At 52.5% G+C, this 24,388-nt stretch carries 23 protein-coding genes; 16 read left to right on the forward strand and 7 right to left on the reverse strand.

All coding sequences use genetic code 11. The features are described 5' to 3' along the window. The first annotated feature begins 91 nt into the window (after positions 1–91). A complete protein-coding gene (ompR, locus tag NNN64_RS10860; RefSeq protein ID WP_001157751.1) occupies positions 92–811 on the forward strand; it encodes an osmolarity response regulator transcription factor OmpR in 720 nt (239 codons plus the stop codon). Next, positions 808–2,160, forward strand: coding sequence for a two-component system sensor histidine kinase EnvZ (gene envZ, locus NNN64_RS10865; protein WP_271441390.1), 1,353 nt, complete (start codon positions 808–810; stop codon positions 2,158–2,160). The genes ompR and envZ overlap by 4 nt, the downstream gene beginning before the upstream one ends. Before the next feature lie 109 nt (positions 2,161–2,269). On the opposite strand, the gene pckA is transcribed toward envZ, so the two are convergent. Further along, on the reverse strand, positions 2,270–3,892 hold the full coding sequence (gene pckA, locus NNN64_RS10870; protein ID WP_271441391.1) for a phosphoenolpyruvate carboxykinase (ATP): 1,623 nt from the start codon (positions 3,890–3,892) through the stop codon (positions 2,270–2,272). A gap of 378 nt (positions 3,893–4,270) precedes the next feature. Here pckA and NNN64_RS10875 point away from each other — a divergent pair, with 378 nt between their 5' ends. Then, entirely contained in the window at positions 4,271–5,989 is a 1,719-nt protein-coding gene (locus NNN64_RS10875; protein ID WP_271441392.1) for a DUF4153 domain-containing protein, read from the forward strand. Between the two features lie 93 nt (positions 5,990–6,082). Here the strand turns inward: NNN64_RS10875 and hslO are convergent, their stop codons facing one another. The 4 genes from hslO to igaA all read right to left on the reverse strand — a co-directional run bounded on the left by hslO (position 6,083) and on the right by igaA (position 10,264). Next, a complete protein-coding gene (gene hslO / locus NNN64_RS10880; RefSeq protein ID WP_005121631.1) occupies positions 6,083–6,961 on the reverse strand; it encodes an Hsp33 family molecular chaperone HslO in 879 nt (292 codons plus the stop codon). 24 nt (positions 6,962–6,985) lie between these two features. Further along, positions 6,986–7,387: a ribosome-associated heat shock protein Hsp15 gene (gene hslR, locus NNN64_RS10885; RefSeq protein WP_271441393.1), complete on the reverse strand. Its 402-nt coding sequence runs from the start codon at positions 7,385–7,387 to the stop codon at positions 6,986–6,988. 10 nt (positions 7,388–7,397) lie between these two features. Continuing rightward, entirely contained in the window at positions 7,398–8,066 is a 669-nt protein-coding gene (yrfG, locus tag NNN64_RS10890) for a GMP/IMP nucleotidase (protein WP_271441394.1), read from the reverse strand. A 62-nt stretch (positions 8,067–8,128) separates the two neighbouring features. Next, positions 8,129–10,264 carry an intracellular growth attenuator protein IgaA gene (gene igaA / locus NNN64_RS10895; protein ID WP_271441395.1) on the reverse strand — a complete coding sequence of 712 codons (2,136 nt, stop codon included), beginning with the start codon at positions 10,262–10,264 and terminating at the stop codon, positions 8,129–8,131. Positions 10,265–10,586: 322 nt separating this feature from the next. Here igaA and nudE point away from each other — a divergent pair, with 322 nt between their 5' ends. Continuing rightward, on the forward strand, positions 10,587–11,147 hold the full coding sequence (nudE, locus tag NNN64_RS10900) for an ADP compounds hydrolase NudE (protein WP_115602375.1): 561 nt from the start codon (positions 10,587–10,589) through the stop codon (positions 11,145–11,147). 112 nt (positions 11,148–11,259) lie between these two features. Here the strand turns inward: nudE and mrcA are convergent, their stop codons facing one another. Next, on the reverse strand, positions 11,260–13,812 hold the full coding sequence (gene mrcA, locus NNN64_RS10905) for a peptidoglycan glycosyltransferase/peptidoglycan DD-transpeptidase MrcA (RefSeq protein ID WP_271441396.1): 2,553 nt from the start codon (positions 13,810–13,812) through the stop codon (positions 11,260–11,262). A 120-nt stretch (positions 13,813–13,932) separates the two neighbouring features. Between mrcA and NNN64_RS10910 the strand changes: the two genes are divergently transcribed. The 12 genes from NNN64_RS10910 to trpS all read left to right on the forward strand — a co-directional run bounded on the left by NNN64_RS10910 (position 13,933) and on the right by trpS (position 24,117). Next, positions 13,933–14,712 (forward strand): DNA utilization protein HofM, encoded by a 780-nt coding sequence (locus NNN64_RS10910; RefSeq protein ID WP_271441397.1) that lies wholly within the window; start codon positions 13,933–13,935, stop codon positions 14,710–14,712. Then, positions 14,712–15,251 (forward strand): PilN domain-containing protein, encoded by a 540-nt coding sequence (locus tag NNN64_RS10915; protein ID WP_271441398.1) that lies wholly within the window; start codon positions 14,712–14,714, stop codon positions 15,249–15,251. The genes NNN64_RS10910 and NNN64_RS10915 overlap by 1 nt, the downstream gene beginning before the upstream one ends. Continuing rightward, positions 15,235–15,702, forward strand: coding sequence for a HofO family protein (locus NNN64_RS10920; RefSeq protein ID WP_271441399.1), 468 nt, complete (start codon positions 15,235–15,237; stop codon positions 15,700–15,702). The genes NNN64_RS10915 and NNN64_RS10920 overlap by 17 nt, the downstream gene beginning before the upstream one ends. Beyond that, positions 15,692–16,096: a HofP DNA utilization family protein gene (locus NNN64_RS10925; protein ID WP_271441400.1), complete on the forward strand. Its 405-nt coding sequence runs from the start codon at positions 15,692–15,694 to the stop codon at positions 16,094–16,096. Before NNN64_RS10920 ends, NNN64_RS10925 begins: the two co-directional genes overlap by 11 nt. Continuing rightward, positions 16,008–17,246, forward strand: a complete 1,239-nt coding sequence (gene hofQ, locus NNN64_RS10930; RefSeq protein ID WP_271441401.1) for a DNA uptake porin HofQ — start codon at positions 16,008–16,010, stop codon at positions 17,244–17,246. The genes NNN64_RS10925 and hofQ overlap by 89 nt, the downstream gene beginning before the upstream one ends. Before the next feature lie 405 nt (positions 17,247–17,651). After that, positions 17,652–18,173 carry a shikimate kinase AroK gene (gene aroK / locus NNN64_RS10935; RefSeq protein ID WP_003023552.1) on the forward strand — a complete coding sequence of 174 codons (522 nt, stop codon included), beginning with the start codon at positions 17,652–17,654 and terminating at the stop codon, positions 18,171–18,173. A 57-nt stretch (positions 18,174–18,230) separates the two neighbouring features. Continuing rightward, complete coding sequence (aroB, locus tag NNN64_RS10940) at positions 18,231–19,319, forward strand: 3-dehydroquinate synthase (protein ID WP_271441402.1); 1,089 nt, start codon at positions 18,231–18,233, stop codon at positions 19,317–19,319. A 96-nt stretch (positions 19,320–19,415) separates the two neighbouring features. Further along, positions 19,416–20,720 (forward strand): cell division protein DamX, encoded by a 1,305-nt coding sequence (gene damX / locus NNN64_RS10945; protein WP_271441403.1) that lies wholly within the window; start codon positions 19,416–19,418, stop codon positions 20,718–20,720. A gap of 117 nt (positions 20,721–20,837) precedes the next feature. Continuing rightward, the gene (gene dam, locus NNN64_RS10950; protein ID WP_137361508.1) at positions 20,838–21,674 is read left to right on the forward strand and encodes an adenine-specific DNA-methyltransferase; all 837 of its coding nucleotides are present in this window, start codon (positions 20,838–20,840) and stop codon (positions 21,672–21,674) included. Between the two features lie 17 nt (positions 21,675–21,691). Next, positions 21,692–22,369 carry a ribulose-phosphate 3-epimerase gene (gene rpe, locus NNN64_RS10955; protein WP_040231743.1) on the forward strand — a complete coding sequence of 226 codons (678 nt, stop codon included), beginning with the start codon at positions 21,692–21,694 and terminating at the stop codon, positions 22,367–22,369. After that, on the forward strand, positions 22,362–23,120 hold the full coding sequence (gene gph / locus NNN64_RS10960) for a phosphoglycolate phosphatase (RefSeq protein WP_271441404.1): 759 nt from the start codon (positions 22,362–22,364) through the stop codon (positions 23,118–23,120). The genes rpe and gph overlap by 8 nt, the downstream gene beginning before the upstream one ends. Further along, positions 23,113–24,117, forward strand: a complete 1,005-nt coding sequence (gene trpS / locus NNN64_RS10965; RefSeq protein ID WP_271441405.1) for a tryptophan--tRNA ligase — start codon at positions 23,113–23,115, stop codon at positions 24,115–24,117. The genes gph and trpS overlap by 8 nt, the downstream gene beginning before the upstream one ends. A gap of 70 nt (positions 24,118–24,187) precedes the next feature. On the opposite strand, the gene NNN64_RS10970 is transcribed toward trpS, so the two are convergent. Beyond that, positions 24,188–24,355: a YhfL family protein gene (locus tag NNN64_RS10970; protein ID WP_271441406.1), complete on the reverse strand. Its 168-nt coding sequence runs from the start codon at positions 24,353–24,355 to the stop codon at positions 24,188–24,190. Positions 24,356–24,388: the final 33 nt, after the last annotated feature.

The raw sequence follows: 24,388 nt of genomic DNA on the forward strand, positions 1-24,388 counted from the left end.
CCTGGAATTCATACCAGAATTCGCTGGTGACTCACGCGAGCTTTCTTAAGAATATACACTTAATTGTTGCGAACCTTTGGGAGTAATAACAATGCAAGAGAACTATAAGATTCTGGTGGTCGATGACGACATGCGCTTGCGTGCGCTTCTGGAACGTTATCTGACCGAGCAGGGCTTCCAGGTTCGAAGCGTCGCAAACGCTGAGCAGATGGACCGTCTGCTGACCCGTGAGTCCTTCCACTTGATGGTTCTGGATTTAATGCTGCCAGGGGAAGATGGCCTGTCAATTTGCCGCCGCCTGCGCAGTCAAAGCAACCCAATGCCGATCATTATGGTGACGGCGAAGGGCGAAGAGGTTGACCGTATCGTTGGGCTGGAAATCGGTGCTGACGATTACATCCCGAAACCCTTTAACCCACGTGAACTGCTGGCGCGTATTCGCGCGGTGTTGCGTCGTCAGGCGAACGAACTGCCGGGCGCGCCTTCTCAGGAAGAAGCCGTTATCGCTTTCGGTAAGTTTAAGCTGAACCTGGGGACGCGTGAAATGTTCCGCGAAGATGAGCCTATGCCGCTCACTAGCGGTGAATTTGCGGTGCTGAAAGCGTTGGTAAGCCACCCACGTGAACCACTGTCCCGCGATAAACTGATGAACCTGGCGCGTGGTCGTGAGTACTCCGCGATGGAACGTTCCATCGACGTGCAGATTTCTCGTCTGCGTCGTATGGTGGAAGAAGATCCGGCTCATCCTCGTTATATTCAGACTGTATGGGGTCTGGGCTACGTTTTTGTTCCGGACGGTTCTAAAGCATGAGGCGAATGCGCTTCTCGCCACGAAGTTCGTTTGCTCGCACGTTATTGCTTATCGTCACCTTGCTGTTTGCAAGCCTGGTGACGACCTACCTTGTGGTGCTGAACTTCGCGATTCTGCCGAGCCTCCAGCAGTTTAATAAGGTCCTGGCCTACGAAGTCCGTATGCTGATGACTGATAAACTGCAACTGGAGGACGGTACGCAACTGGTCGTGCCACCTGCATTCCGTCGGGAAATTTACCGTGAGCTCGGTATTTCCCTTTATTCCAACGAAGCCGCTGAAGAAGCGGGTCTGCGTTGGGCACAACACTATGAATTCTTAAGCCATCAGATGGCGCAGCAGTTGGGTGGTCCAACGGAAGTACGTGTTGAGGTCAACAAGAGCTCGCCTGTCGTCTGGCTGAAAACCTGGCTGTCCCCCAATATCTGGGTACGCGTGCCGCTCACTGAAATCCATCAGGGTGACTTCTCACCGCTGTTCCGCTATACGCTGGCGATCATGCTACTGGCTATCGGTGGCGCGTGGCTATTTATCCGTATTCAGAACCGGCCGTTGGTGGATCTGGAACATGCGGCGTTACAGGTGGGAAAAGGCATTATTCCGCCGCCGCTGCGCGAGTATGGCGCCTCTGAGGTGCGCTCTGTTACCCGAGCCTTCAACCATATGGCCGCCGGTGTAAAACAGCTGGCTGATGACCGTACACTGCTAATGGCGGGCGTGAGCCATGATTTACGCACCCCGCTTACACGTATCCGTCTGGCGACGGAAATGATGGGTGAAGAAGATGGATACCTCGCGGAGTCCATCAACAAGGATATCGAAGAGTGTAATGCCATTATCGAACAGTTCATCGATTATCTGCGAACGGGTCAGGAGATGCCGATGGAGATGGCCGATCTGAACTCGGTATTAGGTGAAGTGATCGCGGCAGAAAGTGGTTACGAGCGTGAAATTGATACTGCATTACGTCCTGGCGTCATTCAGGTGAAGATGCACCCACTGTCTATCAAACGCGCGGTTGCTAATATGGTGGTTAACGCCGCCCGCTACGGTAATGGCTGGATTAAGGTCAGCAGCGGTATGGAACCGCATCGCGCCTGGTTCCAGGTCGAAGATGACGGGCCGGGTATCAAACCGGAACAGCGTCAACACCTGTTCCAGCCGTTTGTACGCGGCGATAGCGCGCGTAGCACCAGCGGCACGGGCCTGGGACTGGCGATTGTGCAGCGTATTATCGATAACCATAACGGTATGCTGGAAATTGGTACCAGTGAACGGGGCGGGCTGTCGATACGCGCCTGGCTTCCGGTGCCCTTCACGCGTGCGCAGGGGACAACGAAAGACGCGTAGAAAAGGGAGGCTAAATGCCTCCCTTTTTATTTCGCTAACCGCCTGATGTTGCTGCGCTTATCAGTTGCTGTAGGCCGGATAAGACGAAGCCGCCATCCGGCACTTTTCGTTACAGCTTCGGACCGGCGCTGACTAACGCGGCGCCTGCAGGCGTGTCGGTGTACTTCTCGAAGTTCTCAATAAACAGTTTCGCCAGCGCGTTGGCTTTTTCCTGCCACTGCTCCGGGGATGCGTAGGTATTACGCGGATCGAGAATACGTGTATCCACACCCGGCAGTTCGGTTGGGATTGCCAGGTCAAACATCGGCAGACGGAACGTTTCTGCGTCATCCAGAGACCCGTTCAGGATGGCATCGATAATGGCACGGGTATCTTTGATTGAGATACGTTTGCCGGTGCCGTTCCAGCCGGTGTTAACCAGATAAGCCTGTGCGCCAGCCGCCTGCATGCGTTTTACCAGCACTTCTGCGTACTGCGTTGGGTGCAGTGACAGGAATGCTGCGCCGAAACAGGCAGAGAAGGTTGGCGTTGGCTCAGTTACGCCACGCTCGGTACCAGCCAGTTTGGCGGTAAAGCCAGACAGGAAGTGATACTGCGTTTGATCGGCCGTCAGGCGAGAAACCGGTGGCAGTACGCCAAATGCGTCGGCGGTCAGGAAGATGACTTTGGTTGCATGACCCGCTTTTGACACCGGCTTAACGATATTGTCGATGTGATAAATCGGGTAGGAAACGCGAGTGTTCTCGGTTTTGGAACCATCATCGAAATCGATGGATCCATCTTCGCGCACGGTGACGTTTTCCAGCAGGGCATCACGGCGGATCGCGTTGTAGATTTCCGGCTCAGCATCTTTAGACAGTTTGATGGTCTTCGCGTAGCAACCGCCTTCGAAGTTAAACACGCCGTCGTCATCCCAGCCATGCTCGTCATCGCCAATCAGGCGGCGTTTCGGGTCGGTGGACAGCGTGGTTTTACCGGTACCGGACAGGCCAAAGAAGACCGCCACATCACCTTTTTCACCGACGTTTGCTGAGCAGTGCATCGATGCAATGCCTTTCAGCGGCAGCAGGTAGTTCATGACGGAGAACATACCTTTCTTCATCTCGCCGCCGTACCAGGTGCCGCCAATTAACTGAATGCGTTCAGTCAGGTTGAACGCCACGAAGTTTTCGGAGTTCAGACCTTGTTCTTTCCACTGTGGGTTAGTGCATTTTGCACCGTTCATCACGATGAAATCAGGTTTGAAATCAACCAGTTCTTCGTCGCTCGGGCGGATGAACATGTTTTTGACAAAATGTGCCTGCCAGGCGACTTCAGTAATGAAGCGCACGGAAAGGCGGGTATCCGCATTAGCACCGCAGAAAGCATCAATGATAAACAGACGTTTGCCGGAGAGTTGATGGGTGACTAACCCTTTCAAATGCTGCCAGGTTTCCTGGGAAAGCGGTTTGTTGTCGTTCTTACCTTTACCTTTGTCGGACCACCAGAGCGTGTCTCGTGTGGTGTCGTCACGGACAATGTACTTATCCTTTGGCGAACGCCCGGTAAAGATACCGGTATCAACTGCAACGGCGCCCAGATTCGTTAACACGCCACGCTCATAACCTTCCAGGTTTGGATCAAGTTCTTCCTGATAAAGCGTGTCGTAGTCTGGATTGTAAACGATATCCTGAACGTCATTGATACCATAAGCCTTGAGATCTTGCGGGGTTAAACTGTTGTTCACACGCATTTCACTGCTCCTTAGCCAATATGTATTACCTGGAATAGTAAGGTTTTTTAGGGATTGCTAACCGCGACAAGGCTCATAGATTTACGCATCCGGTAATTCCACGAATAACCGAATACGCTGCGACTCCTGTCACAAAGAGGCGGATATTATGGCAGGAAACCCTTTTTTGTTGTGGAAAATGTTCTTAAAACGTTAATAGAGAGTGTTTTTGGCGGGAATCTTGTGAGTGTAATCGCATTCATGTAAGAAATAAACGTAACTCAAACATAAACAATATCGATTCACCTCGCGCAGCTGAGGTCCGAAATGGGCTGACGAATACTCATATTTGTGAAGTTGATGCGATAATTAGATTTTATCTTCTTTCTGGAAAACGACATGGACAGTGTTGAGCTTTCACCAACGACCCGCTGGGGCATGGTCTTTATCGGACTGCTACAAGGGTGTGTGTGCTACCTGCTGATGGCGTATCTTGCGCCGCAGAACAGTGACTGGCTGTTCTACGGTATGCCCGTAACGATTGCACTCTCCTCAGCACTTTTGCTGACTGTCGTCTCATTTAAGCAACGTGCGCTATGGTGCTGGATGGCGCTGATCTGCGTGGTTGTGCTGGCGATGAGTGTGTGGCTGAAGTGGAGTGCGGCGGACAGTGACAGATGGCGACAGGATGACATTTTTTTTGCCTACGGTTGGCGCTTATTGTTGATGGCGATGCTGGCTTTGCCGTGGATTCAATATCAACTTCACGCCCGTCGTGAACAGGCTCGCTATCCACAGTTTTATACCTACCTGTGGCTTAACTCGCTGACGTTGCTGATCGCTTTTGTGGCCAACGGCCTGTTCTGGCTGGTGCTCCTGCTGTGGAGTGAAATGTTTCAACTGGTCGGAATCACTTTCTTCAACACGCTTTTCTTTGAGACTGACTGGTTTGTCTATCTGGCGCTTGGCCTGATCACTGCACTGGCAGTGGTACTGGCGCGTACGCAGTCGCGCCTGGTTGCTGCGGTGCAAAAGTTGCTGACTTTCCTCGCCACAGGTTTACTCCCACTGGTTGCACTGTTAGCGCTGATGTTTATGCTGACCCTGCCTTTCACCGGACTGGATGCTATCTCACAGCGCGTGTCAGCGGCGGGCCTGATGTCCACGTTGACGCTGATCTTCCTGTTGCTGATGGCCATCGTACGCGAGCCGCACAAAGAGGCGTTACCTTATCCTGGTGCATTACGTTATTTGATTAACGCTTCACTGGTTGTTGCTCCTCTCTATATGCTGATTGCCGGTTGGGCAATGTGGCTGAGAATTCATCAGTATGGCTGGACGCCTGAGCGTTTGTATGGCGCATTAGTGGTCTTTGTATTACTGGTGTGGTCCCTCGGTTATCTGGTCAGTATTTTGCGCGCGGGAGGCAACCCGCTCGATATTCAGGGAAAGGTCATTCTTGGCGTTTCGCTCCTGACATTGGGCCTATTGATTCTGCTGACGTCGCCGGTCATTGATGTCTGGCGTATTAGCGTCAATAGCCATATGGGGCGCTACTACAGCGGGAAAATTACGGCTGACCAGGTCAGTCTGTATATGTTGGATCACAGCGGAAAACCCGGTCGCGCCGCACTGGAAGCATTACAAAAAGATGATGCGTTCAACAAAGACAGCAAACGCAGGCGTGATTTAAATGCCATTCTGCGAGGGCATCGCGATCCGGTAAATGAGCTGACGGCAACGCAGTTAGCGCCGAAGGTGATGATTGCACCGGGAAGCAAGAAACCCGATGACGCGTTTTGGACGTTTTTACAGGGACAACGCTACCGGATCGCTTCCTGTATCGAGCAGGATGCATGTGTGTTGGTGGATCAGGATCTCAACGCGGATGGGCAGTCCGAGCAAGTATTGTATGCTTTTGGTGATGGGGAGAGTCTGGTCTTTGGCGTTAAGGAGAACAAATGGGTGTTGATTGCGACAGCCCGACTACCGGAGGGATTCAATAAAGAGCAACTGCTGCAGGCGCTGGCGAATCATCAACTGGATTCGGCTCCCAGAGTCTGGCGGGATATCACCATTAATGGCAAAAGACTGCCAATGACTTATTACAATGAGTGAATCTGTTGCCGGATGGCGGCGCGAGCGCCGTATCCGGCCTACAACAGTTTTACCGTAGGGCTTAAAGCTGCGCGCCACCGGGCAAAACGAGGATTAATGCACCTGTGGATCGGCAGGGGAGGCGTTGCTGCGGATCTCTGCAATATCCATGGCGTTAAACAGATAGTGGCTACCGCAATAATCGCAGTGCATATCGATCTCACCTTCTTCTGCCAGAATGCTGTCAACTTCTTCATCCGGCAGCGTTTTCAGAGCGCCTGCGCAGCGTTCGCGTGAACAGGTACATTTGAACTCAACATCCTGCGGATCGTAGAGGGTGACTTCTTCTTCGTGGTACAAACGCCACAGAACTTCGTTGGCTGGCAGCGTCAGCAACTCTTCGGCTTTGATGGTTTCTGTCAGTGCAGCAAGGTGATCGAAATCATCTGCCTGTGCGTTTTGCGCTGGCATGACCTGCAACAGCATACCGCCAGCAGCAGGTTTACCGTCGACGTCGCCAGTACGGATAAACAGACGCGTCGGCAGCTGTTCTGAACGCATGAAGTAATCTTCCAGGCAGGCCGCCAGCGTGTCACCTTCCAGACCGACCACGCCCTGATAGCGTTCGCCTTCTTCCGGTGTAATGGTGATCACCAGGTAGCCGTTGCCAACCAGTGTTTTCAGATCGGCATCTTCAGGGATATCACCCTGTATACGAGCCACTCCGCGCATTTGCTGGTTGTTGTTGCCGTTAATTACCGCCAGGCTCAACGGACCGTCGCCTTGCAGTTGAACGGTGATATCACCGGCAAACTTCAGCGTCGCGGTCAGTAGACTGGTGGCAACCAGCAGCTCCGCCAGCACGGTTTTGACCGGCTGCGGATAAGTATGATTTTCGAGGATCTGTTGCAGGGTTTGTGAAACGGTTACCAGCTCGCCGCGCACGGCAAAGTTTTCAAACAGATAACGATGTAATTGGTCATGTTGCGGCATAATCATCTCTCTTGCAGGTGACAGTCACTCGCTGTCGCCGTGTTTAAATCGTAACAGGTCGCGGCGTTCTTTTTTGTCCGGTCGCCTGTCCGGATGCGGCATGGTTAACGCGTTAAGTTTACGCGCCAGCGCCATTTTTTCGCGTTTTTCCACGCTTTCCGCGGTTTCTTCATACAGCATAACGGCTTCAGTTGCCGGGCGACGCTGCTCGCTAATGGCTTTAATAATGACCGTCCGTTCGTCATTTCCCTGGCGCAGGGTGAGGGTCGCATTTAGCTCGACAATCTTACTCGGCTTGCTGCGCTGCCCGTTGTAATGCACCTTACCGCCTTCAACCATTTCGCGGGCGACTGCGCGCGTTTTATAAAAGCGTGCTGCCCACAGCCATTTATCCAGCCTGACTTCGACAAGGGGCTTCTCTTTCATGGCATCTCCTTCACATCAGTGAGGGGATCAGTCGGCGGTAGTCATTGAGTGACGGATGGCGTGCATACTGTTTTTCCGCTGTACCGGAGTCGGGGTTAGTTACGCCGAGGCAGTAACGAATGCCGAATTGAGCAGCGGCGTCGAGAATCGGTTCGCTGTCATCAATAAACAACGTCTTCTCTGCACTCATTCCCGTTTCTTCAGCGACAGCGTGCCATAACCGCTGATCCTCTTTGGGATAACCAAATGTGTGGGTGGAAAGTAATAAATCAAGGTGTGAGGCCAGACCGGTATGCTGAAGCTTCACCGCCAGGTTATGCGGATGCGCATTGGTGAGCAAAATACGACGTTTGCCGCTGGCTTTCAGAGCATCAAGGAACGGTACCGTATCTTCACGCAGTACGGCGCGTGGTCCCTGTGCGGTTGTCATAGCGCATATATCCAGACCCAGGCGTTCGCTCCAGTAATCCAGACAGTACCAGTTTAGCGTATGCTGTACGGCATGATACTGCTGACGAATAAATTCCTGGGCTTCCTGGGGAGAGATACCCTGTTGCGTGCCGTAGGTTTCCGGCACCAGTTTTTGCCAGAAATAGTTATCGAAAGCCAGATCGAGCAGCGTACCGTCCATATCCAGCAGAACGGTGTCGACGTCCTGCCAGGCAATATCTATGTGCATGGAAACTCCCCAGAGGAAAACAAGATGCGCGACAGGGTAGCATATTCCGTCGCGCGGGCGTGTTATCGAATCAGGCTTTCTGGGGCCTCAATCAGCGTTGGATTCAGGCAACTCTCGTAATATTCCTGAATCTCCGTGATGCGGGAACGATGACGCTGGTAACGTCTGAATGCCTGAACGCTGTTGTAGATAGCGCATCCCAGCATGGAGAGCATCAGCAACGTGGTGCCAAGATAGCGCCATAAACCTGAACGATCCGGGATTCGGTGCAGGCCAATGTGCTGGGTACCGTTGGCGTCGGTCGAGATGTTGGTGACAATCCCTTCAGCGCGAAATGGCGTTTGCATAAGCATCTGGGCAAGGCGCTGGAAGGCGTTCCATTGTTCTTGAGGCGGATAGTCGTACAACGAGGTCGCCGGCCAGGGCTGATCAACCAGGTCGCTGCCTTCGTCACTGATAATCAGGAAACCACCGGGGGCAGGGCTATTCAGTGCCTGAGCCGCCCGGGCGGTCTCGCGTGAAATGAACGGTGCCGTAGAGGTATTCACCAGGTTATCCAGTGATTCGGCGCTTACCGGGCGCAACAGCACATTTACACCATCCAGTTTCCCGGCGTTTGCTCGCTTAACGAGAGCGTTCCAGTCCTTACTGTTACCCAGGTTAACCAGGGCATTTTTCAGGCGTACGCATTCATCTTCGGCGGCACATAGATCGGCGGTTTTCAGGACAATATCGCCAAAATCATCCAGCAACACCATGCCGGACTTCTGAATGGCTGAGCGTAACGATGAGCTGACGCGAGAGTCATCGTCGGGTTTGGGGTGCAGTTGGCGGTTAACACTTTGGGTCAGCGCGGTTGCCTTATTGACCAGGTCGGACTCGGGCAGCGGCAGGGCGCGCGCGTCATTCCAGATAATCTGCGAACAATCAAATGGCATAAAAGGTGTCGCAGGTTGTGCGTTCCAGCTCCCCTGAGTATGGATGTTACACATCCCCGTGCCACTCAGATGCAGCGTATCGCCCACGCGTACGCCTGCCTTTTCCAGTTGCTTAACGCTGGTGGCCTCAATAGTTTGCGCCCCTTTCATCCAGGAAAGCGTAAGTTTAATCGGCATATCCAACGGGACCCAAAACAGCAGCATTAGCAATACCAGCAACGAACCGCTGGCAATGACGGCGCTGCGTAGCCAGTGCTGCAACGGGAAGTTTTTCACCTCGTCATGCAACGATAAAAAACGCCCCTGGCGGACAACATGGCGATCCAGATAGATATCAATATCCGTTTGCTGGCCAAGGTCCTGTGCAATGTAAGGCTGCCAGTGTGGTGGATAAATCAGGTCAATAATACCCAGGGAGATATTATTAATTTGCTCCTGATCGTTTTCACCAAACAGCCCCCAGCGACGTGGAGTGCCACGCAGACAGTGGATTTCTCGTAAGGCCGTTTTAGACGGTGGTGCAAACAGGCCCCACAGACCCGCAGCCAGCAGCAACACTGCGCCACCGGCGGTCCACGGTACGAACGTGTCTGGCATGATTAAACAGAAAAAGAACAGCAGGAATGATGCGGCAATCAGTAACGCTTCGCGCAATCCCGACGGGCGGCTGAGCGCATACTCTTCATGCGTTTCCTGGCGAATATTCAGCAGTTCAATCTGCTCGCTTTCTTCACCGCGTATGGACGCCTGAGTCGATGCGGTGTGCTGTAGCGCATAGCCACGCGCTTCCTGCATATACTCTTTCAGCGTGTGACCGTTCAACGAGATAACCAGCGGCAGCGTATTGGTGTGGATCAGCTCAACGCTGTTTTCATCATTGATGTATTGTTCCCAGAAGGGAGGCAAATGTACTTCGACGGAGTCGAGATAGTAGCGCCATTTGTTCGGATCGTCGGTGGTGATGCCATAGCGCGTAATTGAATGCGTTAGTACGATGACGCTATTACTTTGGGCATTCAGGGTTAACGATACCGGTGCCGAACTGGCACCTGTTGGGCCAGGCACCTGCTGAATTTGACTGAGGTTTTCGAGATAGTTTTCGACCGCACCACGTTCTTCGGGTGTTAGTTTACGCTTAGAGGCGTCAGAGAAGACGTTGCTCAACGGTAATTTTTGTTGTCTGAATTTTGATCTGAATCGCCACCCTGCAAGCAATGAGCAGGCCAGCAAAGCAGCTAAAAAAATCAGAATGGTGCTCATGCTTTCCCCATCTTACTTAGTCTGTCAGGCGTGGTCAGTCGCACCCTGTTCAATATTCGTGATTCTGTGGTTGGCTATCGGCAAGTGTGGAGTTGAACTTGAGCATCTTTAAGTACAGCCCAATAAATGCGAATAATAGCAAAATCACCAAAAACGGAATATCAGCAAATTCCTGGAGTTATTTCAACCTATTGACTTTTAATTTGAAATAGGGATTAACTTTTAGTACGTTACATAAATGTAAATAAACGGCAATTCACATTGCCGAAACCGTGCTGTATATCGCACAATAACCCCAGATTTCACAGCAAAGATCCTCATGATGAGCAAATCATTACAAAAACCCACGATTTTGAAAGTGGAAACCGTCGCACAATCCCGACTCTTTAAAGTCGAAAGCGTGGACCTTGAGTTCAGCAACGGCGTACGTCGTGTTTATGAGCGTATGCGCCCATCCACGCGCGAAGCGGTAATGATTGTGCCGATTGTGGATGACCACCTGATCCTCATTCGCGAATATGCGGTCGGAACCGAATCCTACGAGCTTGGTTTTTCCAAAGGGTTAATCGATCCGGGTGAAAGCGTGTTTGAAGCGGCTAACCGGGAACTGAAAGAAGAAGTAGGATACGGTGCGAAGGACCTGACGTTTTTGAAAAAACTCAGCATGGCGCCTTCCTATTTCTCCAGCAAGATGAATATTGTGGTCGCAGAGGATCTTTATCCTGAGTCGCTGGAAGGTGATGAGCCTGAGCCATTGCCACAGGTGCGCTGGCCGCTGGCGCATTTGATGGATCTGTTAGAAGACCCTGACTTCCACGAAGCGCGTAATGTCAGCGCGCTGTTCCTGGTTCGTGAATGGCTGAAAGGGCAAGGGCGATTGTAGTTTATGTTGCCGAATGTCGGCTGACGCCTTATCCGACCTACAACATCCAGCAATATCAAATCATTGCGCCGAAAATGTAGGCCGGATAAGCGAAACGTCATCCGGCAAAAGATTAGAACAACTCGTGCGTCTCACCATTATCGATAATGGTTGTCCCCACCTCATGTACCGCCTGTTGCGTTGGCTGAGTACCTTCAATGAAATACTCCGCACGGCTGTTACCACCGTTCGCCAGTTGGCCGGTGCTACGATCGATATTGACGGTAACGATACCCGGTGGCGGCGTCAGCGGCTGCTCAGGGACACCTTCTAATACACTCTTCATGTAGGCATCCCACGCAGGTTGTGCACTCTTCGCACCACCTTCGTAGCCGGAGATTTGGTCTTTGATCGCGCCGGATGCCGTCGTATGTCCGAGATCTCGACGATGATCATCAAACCCGATCCATACCGAGGTCACTACTCCTGGGCCATAGCCGGAGAACCATGCATCTTTCGAGCTGTTGGTTGTCCCGGTTTTCCCGCCGATGTCATGGCGCTGTAAATCACGTCCTGCACGCCAGCCGGTTCCCATCCAGCCTGGTTCACCAAAGATATTGGTGTTCAACGCGCTCTTGATCAGGAAGGCCAGCGGCGTGTTGATGACGTGTGGTGCGTATTCTTGCGTTCCACTTTGTGCGACCAGCGCCTGGTTAGCTTGTTCCAGCTGTGGCATTGGCACGGCGGCATTTTGTTGTTCCTGGGATACCGCAACATCTTCGACGTTACTGTTTTCCAGTACATTAGACTTCTGCGTATCGCCATAAATCACCGGGATATCACATTCCGGGCAGGCAATTTTTGGCTTCGCCTCAAAGATAACGCCACCCATATCGCTTTCAATCTTACTGATGAAATACGGGTCGACCAGGAATCCACCGTTCGCCATTACCGCGTAACCGCGAGCAACCTGCAGCGGAGTGAACGAGGCTGAACCCAGCGCCAGTGATTCAGTATGCACAATGTTCTGTGCCGGGAAACCGAAACGTTGCAGATACTCTGCCGCGTAATCCACACCCATTGCGCGCATGGCACGAACCATCACCACGTTTTTCGACTGACCCAGCCCCTGACGTAAGCGGATAGGGCCAGCATATTGCGGCGGTGAGTTTTTCGGCTGCCAGTCAGAACCTGCACCGGCATCCCAACGGGATATTGGTACGTCATTCAACATACTTGCCAGCGTCAGGCCTTTATCCATCGCGGCGGTATAGAGGAAGGGTTTGATGTTCGAACCCACCTGGCGTAATGCCTGGGTCGCACGGTTAAATTTGCTCTGGTTGAAATCAAAACCACCCACCAGTGCCAGCACTGCGCCGTTTTGCGGGTTAATCGAAACCAGTGCGGAGTTAACATCCGGCACTTGTGCCAGCCACCAGGCGTCGCCAACCTGGCGTACCCAGATTTGCTGACCGGCCTGAACCACATCGGTTACTTTACGTGGCGTCGGGCCTTGCTGTGTATCGGAACGATAAGGACGCGCCCAGCGCATACCTTCCATACGTAATGAGACCGAGGTTCCATCCGCCAACGCAGCGGTCGCTTCCTGTGGGTTGGCGCTGGTGACAACCGCGGGCAGCAGTGGGCCATAGGTCGGTAGCGCTTTCAGCGTATCGGTGATTTTCTTGCTATCCCAACTGGCTTCACCGACTTTCCACAGGACATTTGATGGGCCGCGGTAGCCGTGGCGCATGTCGTAATCCATGACATTGTTACGTACCGCCTGCTGGGCGGCCTGCTGGACTTTGCGCGTAATGGTAGTGGTGATGCGATACCCGTCTTCATAGGCTTTTTCACCATAACGGTTATACATCTCCTGACGTACCATTTCAGACAGATAAGGGGCTGAGAAAGCGATTTCCGGCGCGTGATAGTTGGCATCGATCGCTTCACTACGCGCCTGATCGTATTGGGCCTGGGTGATGTAGTTTTCGCTCAACATACGCGACAGTACAACGTTACGGCGCGCAGTTGCCCGGTCCATCGAATAGAGCGGGTTGAAGGTCGACGGCGCTTTTGGCAGACCGGCGATCACCGCGATTTCACTTAAGCTGAGTTGATCAACTGTCTTCCCGAAATAGACCTGTGCGGCAGCACCCACGCCGTAGGCGCGATACCCCAGATAGATCTTGTTCAGGTAAAGCTCGAGGATCTCGTCTTTACTCAGCAATTGCTCAATACGGATAGCCAGGAACACTTCTTTAATCTTACGCATCAGCGTACGTTCCGGACTCAGGAAGAAGTTTCTTGCCAACTGCTGGGTAATGGTACTTGCCCCTTGTGAGGCATGGCCGGAGAACAACGCGACGCTGGCCGCACGGAAGATCCCCACCGGGTCCACCCCGTGGTGCTCATAGAAGCGGCTGTCTTCTGTAGCGATAAAGGCTTTAACCATTACCGGCGGCATTTGATCCAGCGTGACCGGAATTCGACGTTTCTCGCCATATTGCGCGATGAGTTCGCCGTCAGCACTGTAAACCTGCATAGGGATCTGCAGACGTACATCTTTTAGCGTCGCAACGTCAGGTAATTGTGGCTCGATATAGCGATAGAGGCCATAGATCGAGCCTGCTCCCAGCAGGATGCAACATACTGCAAGGATTAATAAATACTTTACGAACTTCACTGGAGATTTCCCATTTAGTGGCATTTGGGCAGTTTATAAACAAACGCGCGGTAGTATAAAGGCAAGCCAGACGCATTGATATACCCGTTGAAGCAACGGGTGATAAGGAGATCATCAGCAATGGCTTTTCGTATATGGAAAATTGGTCTGCATATTCAGCAACATGACGTGTTGGCTGTCGCTATCGTTCGTGACGCGTCCGGTTGGGTCCTACAACGCTGGTGGCGTATGCCGCTGGCACATCAGGTTGTCGTCGATGGCCACATTCGTGAGCCGGAACAGCTCGCTGCGGTGCTCCTGCCGTGGAGCCGTGAGCTACCGCACAGGCACCATATCCACCTTTCTTTTCCTGCCAACAGGACGTTACAAAAAAAGTTACCCCGTCCGGCAATGATCCTGCGCGAACCAGAGCAAACGGCATGGTTGTCTGGGGCGATGGCTCGTGAACTGGATATGGAGCCGGATGCGCTGCAGTTTGATTATAGCGAAGACGCACTAAGCCCGGCATTCAACGTGACGGCGGCACAAAGCAAAGAAATATCGGCACTCCTGACACTGATGCATCCCCTGAAAGTACAGGTTACGGCCATTACGCCGGATGCCAGCGCCTTGCAGCGATTAATGCCTTATTTACCCAAGCATCAATCATGTCTGGCATGGCGTGACGATACCCAATGGCTCTGGGCGAGCCGCACGGCATGGGGACGTAAATCGACGGGGGAAATTGACGATATCGGCGCACTTGCCGCGGCATTATCTCTTTACCCTGCGGATATTGCGCTATGTGAAGCCGGTGGCTTTGATCCCTTAAATGCGGTGTCCGTCCGCCAGCCACCGATTCCTACGGAAAGCCACAACTTTGCTGTTGCGCTTGGGCTGGCGATGGGAGGTGTGTACTGATGACGGCGACCATCAATCTTTTGCCCTGGCGTCAGTCGCGGCGGTATGCCTGTCTGCAATGGTGGGGAGCGTTATTGAGTGGATCTTTACTGGCTATTGTGGGTATCGCATTGGGTTATTACGCGCTTTCTCGCGTAGATAATCGGGTCGAATTACTGTTGGCAGAAGCCGAAAAAACGCGGGCTGAAGCTCTGATAGCGCTCAAACCGCACCTGCAACAGCGACAACAACAATGGCAGCAGGCGCAACAAAGAGAAAAACGGCGTGAACAGATGCGAAGCTGGCAGTCTGTTTTACAAGGGGTGGCGGAGTTGCTGCCAGAACAGGCGTGGTTAACAGGAATGACCTGGCAGCAGGATACGCTGGCGCTGACAGGGCTGACGCTGAACATTACCGCGCTGCAGAGACTGGAGACGCAACTACGCAAACACCCCAGGTTTCAATTGGCAAGCTCAGGGGAAACGCGACAAGATTCGCAGGGACGCTGGCAGTTTCACTATCGTCTGATACGGAGCGTTATGCATGCAGGCGCTTTGTGATGGCTGGTTAGCACAGACGCCGAGGTTTCGACTGTTGTGCTGGGGCGGCTGGATGTTGGTCCTGATCACGGCTGCGCTGCTGTGCCTTTATCCTGCAGAGCAGCAACGGAAGGCGCAGCAGGCAGCATTAGACCACCAACGCGTGGCGATTCAAGATCAATGGCGCAATTTGTATCTGTTGGCGTCATCGGTTGGGAAACCCTTTTCCCCCACTGAAGCGAGGCCAGTTCCTTTTTCCCCATTGCTATATCAAACCTCTCTTACACGTCTGATCCACTGGCAGCCCTCCGCACGGGGAGGTGAACTGGCGCTGAAAACTGCGTGGGATGCGGTCCCACAGGTGTTTGCCCAACTGGCGGAACAGGGGATGAGTATGAGTCAGTTTTCTCTTCGTGCAGAAGATGCTGATGTGTTGTTGACGATACAGCTGGAGCGTCGGAATGATGACTAAGCGCTGGCTGTTCGCATGTTTTAGCGTGCTGCTGCTGACCGGCATGCGCAATCCCTTTCAGCCGCCAGAGGATCACTGCCGGATGGCTGAGTTGTCGGCATGGCGTTATCAGGGGGCGGTGATCCAGGGAGGACGCTCAATTGGTTTTATTCGGGATGGTCAACACAAATGGTGGAGGGTCGAGCAGCGAGATGTTTTGAATAACATCTGGAGGGTATCTCAGGTGACAGCCCAAAGCGTAACTATCGACACAGGGAGCGATTGTGAGCCATCACAGTGGCAGTGGCAACGACAAGGAGAGGCGAATGAAGCGATGGATAGTCATCGTGCTGATGACCGTTATACCCAGCGTGCTGGCCGGGAAGGCACAAAACGTGACGCTGGTGGTGGATGATGTTCCCGTTGTCCAGGTGCTGCAGGCGCTGGCGGTGCAGGAGAAGAAAAATCTGGTGGTGTCACCGGATGTCAGTGGCGTGCTGTCATTGCATCTGACGGATGTGCCGTGGAAACAGGCATTGCAGACGGTGGTCAAAAGCGCCGGACTGGTGTTACGCCAGGAGGGAAACATCCTGCATGTGCATACTGTACGCTGGCAAAACGAAAATGCAGCCCGCCAGGAGAGTGAACAAGCGCGGATTCAGGCCGGTTTGCCGCTGGAACATCGCAGCATAATTTTGCAATACGCGGATGCCACTGAGCTGGCAAAAGCCGGTGAAAAACTGCTGAGTGCTAAAGGAAGTATAACGGTCGATAAACGTACCAACCGCCTACTGCTGCGAGACAACCCTGTTGCGCTAAACATACTGGAACAGTGGGTGGCGCAAATGGACTTGCCCGTTGAGCAGGTCGAACTGGCGGCGCACATCGTCACGATTAATGAAAAAAGTTTGCGTGAGCTGGGGGTGAAGTGGTCGCTGGCAGATGCACAACTGCCAGGGGCGGTGGGGAATGTCACCACGCTGACCAGCGATCTTTCCGTGTCTACTGCAACATCGCGGGTGGGATTTAATATTGGCCGCATTAATGGTCGTTTGCTGGAGCTTGAGTTGTCTGCACTGGAGCAAAAACAGCAGCTCGATATTATTGCCAGTCCTCGATTACTGGCTTCTCATCTGCAACCTGCCAGTATTAAGCAGGGCAGTGAAATCCCGTATCAGGTCTCCAGCGGTGAAAGCGGCGCAACGTCCGTCGAATTTAAAGAAGCGGTGCTGGGGATGGAAGTAACGCCAACCGTGCTGCAGAAAGGGCGGATCAGACTGAAACTGCATATTAGCCAGAATGTTCCCGGACAGGTGCTGCAGCAAGCGGATGGCGAAGTGCTGGCCATTGATAAGCAGGAAATTGAAACCCTGGTGGAGGTTAAGAGCGGTGAAACGATCGCGTTGGGCGGGATTTTTTCACATAAAAATAAATCAGCAGCTGACAGTGTGCCGTTACTCGGCGACATTCCGTTGCTCGGCCATTTTTTTCGTCATGATGGTAAAGAAGATGAGCGGCGTGAGTTAGTGGTTTTTATCACGCCCAGACTGGTCCCAACAGAATAACTTATGCATGAAAACCCGTTGTTTTTGCGCTGAACACGTTTCAGGGATTTGACGTGCGGGTGTATTTAGCATACAAGGAGTACCGATTTGAGTGTCGGGACTTTTCTTTACTTATGCAGCAGTGAATAACGCTTCGCCTTTCCGGTGGTGTGTCATAGGCTTATTTGGCGTCATTTGGCTACACGACACGTCGTCAGGCCAGATGTTTGCAGGGTAGCATGCCTGCCACGACCAGAAATGCGTAAGGTTTGGTGATTTATTCAGTTGCCAAACCCGCTTGAGTATTGAGATAATTTTCAGTCTGACTCTCGCAATATCTTATGAGGTTTCAGTTCATGTCCTGCTGCGCTGGGTGTCTGCGAAGCGGGTTTACCATTAACGAATAGTCTTAGTAGTACCGAAAAAATGGCAGAGAAACGCAATATCTTTCTGGTTGGGCCTATGGGTGCCGGAAAAAGCACTATTGGGCGCCAGTTAGCTCAACAACTCAATATGGAATTTTACGATTCTGATCAAGAGATTGAGAAACGAACCGGAGCTGATGTGGGCTGGGTCTTCGATGTAGAAGGTGAAGACGGCTTCCGTGATCGCGAAGAAAAAGTCATCAACGAGTTGACGGAAAAACAGGGTATTGTGCTGGCAACTGGCGGTGGCTCTGTAAAATCACGTGAAACACGTAACCGTCTTTCCGCGCGTGGCGTCGTGGTCTATCTTGAAACGACAATTGAAAAACAACTTGCACGTACTCAACGTGACAAGAAACGCCCGCTGCTGCAGGTAGAATCGCCGCCGCGTGAAGTTCTGGAAGCATTGGCTGACGAACGCAACCCTCTGTATGAAGAGATTGCCGACGTGACCATTCGCACCGACGATCAGAGCGCGAAAGTCGTAGCAAACCAGATTATTCATATGTTGGAAAGCAACTAATTCTGGCTGAATACACACTCGTCTGCGGGTACAAGTAACTAAGGTGGATGTCGCGTAATGGAGAGGATTACAGTCACTCTCGGGGAACGTAGTTACCCTATCACCATCGCGGCTGGTTTGTTTAATGAGCCAGCTTCATTCTTACCGCTGAAATCGGGCGATCAGGTTATGTTGGTGACCAACGAAACCCTGGCTCCCCTTTATCTCGATAAGGTTCGCGGCGTACTTGAACAGGCGGGTGTTAACGTAGATAGCGTTATCCTTCCCGATGGCGAGCAGTATAAAAGCCTGACGGTTCTGGATACGGTCTTCACTGCGTTACTGCAAAAACCGCATGGTCGCGATACCACGCTGGTCGCACTTGGCGGCGGCGTGATTGGCGATCTTACCGGTTTTGCAGCAGCCAGCTATCAGCGTGGTGTTCGTTTTATTCAAGTCCCGACAACGCTGTTGTCGCAGGTTGACTCCTCCGTAGGCGGTAAAACTGCCGTAAACCATCCCCTCGGTAAAAACATGATTGGCGCGTTTTACCAACCGGCTTCCGTGGTGGTGGATCTCGACTGTCTGAAAACGCTTCCTGCGCGTGAATTGGCATCGGGCCTGGCGGAAGTGATCAAATACGGCATCATCCTTGACGGTGAATTTTTCAGCTGGCTGGAAGAAAATCTGGACGCATTATTACGTCTGGACGGTCCGGCAATGGCGTACTGTATTCGCCGTTGTTGTGAGCTGAAAGCAGAAGTTGTCGCCGCGGACGAGCGCGAAATGGGCTTACGTGCTTTACTGAATCTGGGACACACGTTTGGCCATGCTATCGAAGCTGAAATGGGTTATGGCAATTGGTTACATGGTGAAGCCGTCGCAGCAGGTATGGTAATGGCTGCCCGCACGTCAGAACGTTTGGGTCAGTTTACCTCCGCTGAAACGCAGCGCATTATTACGCTGTTGCAGCGCGCAGGTTTACCGGTGAATGGGCCGCGTGAAATGTCTACACAGGCTTATTTGCCGCACATGTTGCGAGATAAAAAAGTGTTGGCGGGAGAGATTCGTTTAGTGCTTCCGCGGGCAATAGGGAAGAGTGAAGTGCGCGGCGGAGTGTCGCACGAGGTGGTTCTTAACGCGATTGCTGATTGCCAGCAGGCGTAACAACAAGAAAGGTCAGGCTTGCGTTGTAAAGCGTAAGTCTTTTAGCTTCAGGTTATGTGCAAAGTCGTAAGCATTAACCTTTGAGTGGGGTGTTAAATGGATGAATTCAAACCAGAAGACGAGCTGAAACCCGATCCCAGCGATCGTCGTACTGGTCGTTCTCGTCAATCGTCTGAACGCGATAATGAGCCGCAAATCAATTTTGATGATGTTGATCTGGATGCCGACGATCGCCGTCCTGCGCGGGCACGTAAAGAGCGTGATGAAGAGCAGGACATTGAAGAAGACTATGAATCTGATGACGATGTTGTGGATGAAGAACGTGTAGAACGTCGCCCACGCAAGCGTAAAAAAGCGGTCAGTAAACCAGCCTCCCGTCAGTACATTATGATGGGTGTGGGTGTTCTGGTGCTGCTACTGCTGATTGTCGGTATTGGTTCCGCACTGAAGGCCCCCTCATCTTCCTCTTCCAGTGAGCAGGCTGCGTCTGGTGAGAAGAGCATCGATCTTTCTGGCAGCAATGCGACGGAACAGACGAACACCACAATGCCTGCGACGGGTGCTGAGCAGACCGCTGGGAATACGCAGCAGGATGTTTCTCTGCCGCCGATTTCCTCTACCCCAACTCAAGGCCAGGCACCTGCCACAGCAGAAGGTCAGCAGCGCGTTGAAGTTCAGGGCGATCTGAACAATGCGCTGACGCAGCCGCAAGGTCAGGCACAAGTTAACAACGTCGTCGTCAACTCTACGCTGCCAACTGAACCCGCTACCGTAGCACCCGTTCGCAATGGCAATGCAGGGCGTCAGACGGCGAAGACTGAGCCAACAGAACGTACTGCAACTGCGCATCAGGAACGCAAACAGGCTGTTATTGAGCCGAAGAGCAAGCCGCAGACCACGGTAAAAGCGACGCCGGCAGAGCCAAAACCTGTCGCTCAGGCGAAACCGACTGTGACCGCGACCGCGCCGACGACAACAACGAAAGCGCCAGTGGTAACCCCGACACCAAAAGCGTCAACTGAGCCAAAAGCAACGGCAAGCGCCGCGCCAGCTCAGCAGACAGCAACACCTGCACCAACGACAGCAACACCGGTTGCGGGTGGGGCGAAAAGTGCAGGGAACGTTGGCGCGTTAAAATCAGCGCCATCCAGTCACTACACGCTGCAGCTCAGCAGTTCCTCTAACTACGACAACCTGAATGGTTGGGCGAAGAAAGAGAACCTGAAGAACTACGTGGTGTACCAGACGACGCGTAACGGTCAACCGTGGTATGTTCTGGTGACGGGCGTGTATGCGTCTAAAGAAGATGCGAAACGTGCAGTGTCTACGTTACCCGCCGACATTCAGGCGAAAAACCCGTGGGCAAAACCGCTGCACCAGGTTCAGGCCGATTTGAAGTAAGATAGGATATGTTCTGCAATGGTTTGCTGTTTCGCCCAATTGCGGGACAAAGACTAAAGCGCAGGATGCTGTCGGAGCTTTCTCCACAGCCGGAGAAGGTGTAATTAGTTAGTCAGCATGAAAAAAAATCGCGCTTTTTTGAAATGGGCAGGGGGGAAATACCCCCTGCTTGATGATATCAAACGGCATTTACCTCAGGGTGAGTGCCTGATTGAACCCTTCGTGGGTGCCGGGTCGGTGTTTCTCAACACCGACTTTTCTCGTTATATTCTTGCCGATATCAACAGCGACCTTATCAGTCTCTATAACATCGTGAAGACGCGTACCGATGAGTATGTGCAGGCTTCACGTGAGCTGTTTATGCCTGAAACGAATCAGGCTGAGGTGTACTACCAGTTCCGGGAAGAATTTAATGCCTGCCAGGACCCGTTCCGACGTGCAGTGCTGTTCTTATATCTCAACCGTTTTGGCTATAACGGGTTATGCCGTTATAACCTGCGCGGTGAGTTTAACGTCCCCTTTGGTCGTTATAAAAAACCCTACTTCCCGGAAGCCGAGTTGTACCATTTTGCCGAAAAAGCGCAAAATGCAGAGTTCCATTGCCTCTCCTATGAAGAGTGCATGGATCGCGCGGATACCAACTCTGTGGTCTACTGTGACCCGCCATATGCACCGCTCTCGGCGACGGCAAATTTCACCGCGTATCATACCAACAGCTTTAGCCCGAAAGAGCAGGCGCATCTGGCCGAGATGGCAGAAAAGCTGGTCAGTAAGCAGATCCCGGTGTTAATTTCGAATCATGACACGCCGGATACCCGTGAATGGTATCGAGCGGCGAAACATTTTCAGGTCAAAGTGCGGCGCAGTATAAGCAGCAACGGCGGCACACGTAAAAAGGTGAACGAACTGCTGGCGCTATACAAACCAGGAGTCGCAACGCCTGCGAAAAAATAATTCTCAAGGAGAAGCGGATGAAACAGTATTTGATTGCCCCCTCAATTCTGTCGGCTGATTTTGCCCGCCTGGGTGAGGACACCGCGAAAGCACTGACGGCGGGTGCTGATGTCGTTCACTTCGACGTCATGGACAACCACTACGTGCCGAACCTGACCATCGGCCCGATGGTACTGAAATCGCTGCGTAAATATGGGATCACCGCTCCGATTGATGTTCATCTGATGGTGAAGCCAGTTGATCGAATTGTCCCTGACTTCGCAGCAGCCGGTGCCAGCATCATTACTTTTCATCCGGAAGCCTCCGAACACGTCGATCGCACTTTGCAACTGATCAAAGAGCATGGCTGTAAAGCGGGGCTGGTGTTCAACCCGGCCACTCCGCTGAGCTATCTGGACTATGTCATGGATAAGCTGGATGTGATCCTACTGATGTCTGTTAACCCAGGTTTTGGTGGACAGTCCTTTATCCCGCAAACGCTGGATAAGCTGCGTGAAGTGCGTCGCCGTATTGATGAATCTGGCTATGACATCCGCCTGGAGGTTGATGGTGGCGTCAAGGTGAACAACATTGGTGAGATCGCGGCTGCCGGTGCGGATATGTTTGTCGCCGGCTCTGCTATTTTCGACCAACCAGACTACAAAAAAGTCATTGATGAAATGCGCAATGAACTGGCGAAGGTAAGTCATGGATAAATTTCAGGACATTCGGGGCGTAGCATTTGACCTCGACGGCACGCTGGTTGACAGCGCGCCGGGATTAGCCGCTGCGGTCGATATGGCGCTGTATGCGCTGGAGCTACCGGTGGCGGGTGAAGAGCGTGTCATTACCTGGATTGGTAATGGTGCCGATGTGTTGATGGAGCGTGCGCTTGCCTGGTCTCGTCAGGAGCGTGCGACCTTACGTAAAACGATGGGCAAACCGCCTGTTGATGATGATACTCCCGCTGCGGAACAGGTGCGAATTCTGCGCAAGCTGTTCGATAGATATTACGGCGATGTCGCCGAAGAGGGGACGTTCCTGTTCCCTGATGTCGCCGACACGTTGGGCGCACTGCATGCCAACGGATTGCCGCTGGGTCTGGTGACCAATAAACCGACCCCGTTTGTCGCGCCGTTACTTGATGCGCTGGATATTGCCAAATACTTTAGCGTGGTCATTGGTGGTGATGATGTGCAGAACAAAAAACCGCATCCGGACCCGTTGCTGTTGGTGGCAAGCAAGCTTGGTATCAAGCCTGAGCAAATGCTCTTCGTCGGGGATTCACGCAATGATATTCAGGCGGCAAAAGCTGCTGGCTGCCCATCCGTTGGCCTGACTTATGGCTATAACTATGGTGAGTCAATTGCGCTGAGCCAGCCTGACGTCATATCCGACCGTATTAATGAACTACTGCCCGCTCTCGGGCTTCCGCATAGCGAAAATCAGGAATCAAAAAATGACTAAGCCCATCGTTTTTAGTGGCGCACAGCCCTCAGGTGAATTGACCATTGGCAACTATATGGGTGCGCTGCGTCAGTGGGTGAGCATGCAGGATGACTACCATTGCATCTATTGCATCGTTGACCAACATGCTATCACCGTTCGTCAGGATGCCCAGCAACTGCGTAAAGCCACGCTGGATACGCTGGCGCTGTACCTGGCGTGTGGCATCGATCCTGAAAAAAGCACCATCTTCGTACAGTCGCACGTGCCGGAACATGCACAGTTAGGCTGGGCACTGAACTGCTACACCTATTTCGGTGAACTGAGCCGTATGACCCAGTTCAAAGATAAATCCGCACGTTATGCAGAGAACATCAACGCCGGGTTGTTTGATTACCCGGTGCTGATGGCGGCGGATATTCTGTTGTATCAGACCAACCAGGTACCGGTTGGTGAAGATCAGAAACAGCATCTGGAACTGAGCCGCGATATCGCCCAGCGCTTCAACGCCCTGTATGGCGACATCTTCAAAGTGCCTGAGCCGTTTATTCCGAAATCCGGTGCGCGCGTCATGTCGCTGCTTGAACCGACGAAGAAAATGTCCAAGTCGGATGACAACCGCAATAACGTGATCGGCCTGCTGGAAGATCCAAAATCAGTGGTTAAGAAAATCAAACGTGCAATGACCGACTCTGATGAGCCGCCGGTTGTGCGCTACGACGTGCAGAATAAAGCGGGTGTTTCCAACCTGCTGGATATTCTCTCTGCCGTTACTGGTCAGAGCATTTCTGAGCTGGAACAGCACTTTGAAGGCAAAATGTATGGTCATCTGAAGGGGGAAGTCGCAGAAGCCGTCTCCGGCATGCTGACCGAACTCCAGGAGCGCTATCACCGTTTCCGTAACGATGAAGCCTTCCTGCAGAAAGTGATGAAAGAGGGTGCGGAAAAAGCCAGTGCGCGTGCCTCTGTTACGCTGAAAGCTGTGTATGAAGCTATTGGCTTTGTTGCCAAGCCGTAATGCTTTCTGCGTTGCCGAAAAAACCGGGAATTTCCCGGTTTTTTTGTATCTGCGCAAAGAGATTTATTGATTATTCAGCCGCTGCGCCGCAACCGCCAATCATTTTAGAAATCGAGATTGCCGGGTGCAGCAGGTAATCATACGAGCAGGTTTTATTACGGTTTTCAACATGACCCGTACAAGCGGTCAGCGTGGCCAGAATCCCTGCCACAACGGCAATTTTTGCAATCTTAAGCATAACGAAATCCTTGTAGATATAACTATTTATATA

The sequence above is a fragment of the Citrobacter sp. Igbk 14 genome (assembly GCF_028069825.1).
In the GTDB taxonomy this organism is placed as follows: domain Bacteria; phylum Pseudomonadota; class Gammaproteobacteria; order Enterobacterales; family Enterobacteriaceae; genus Citrobacter.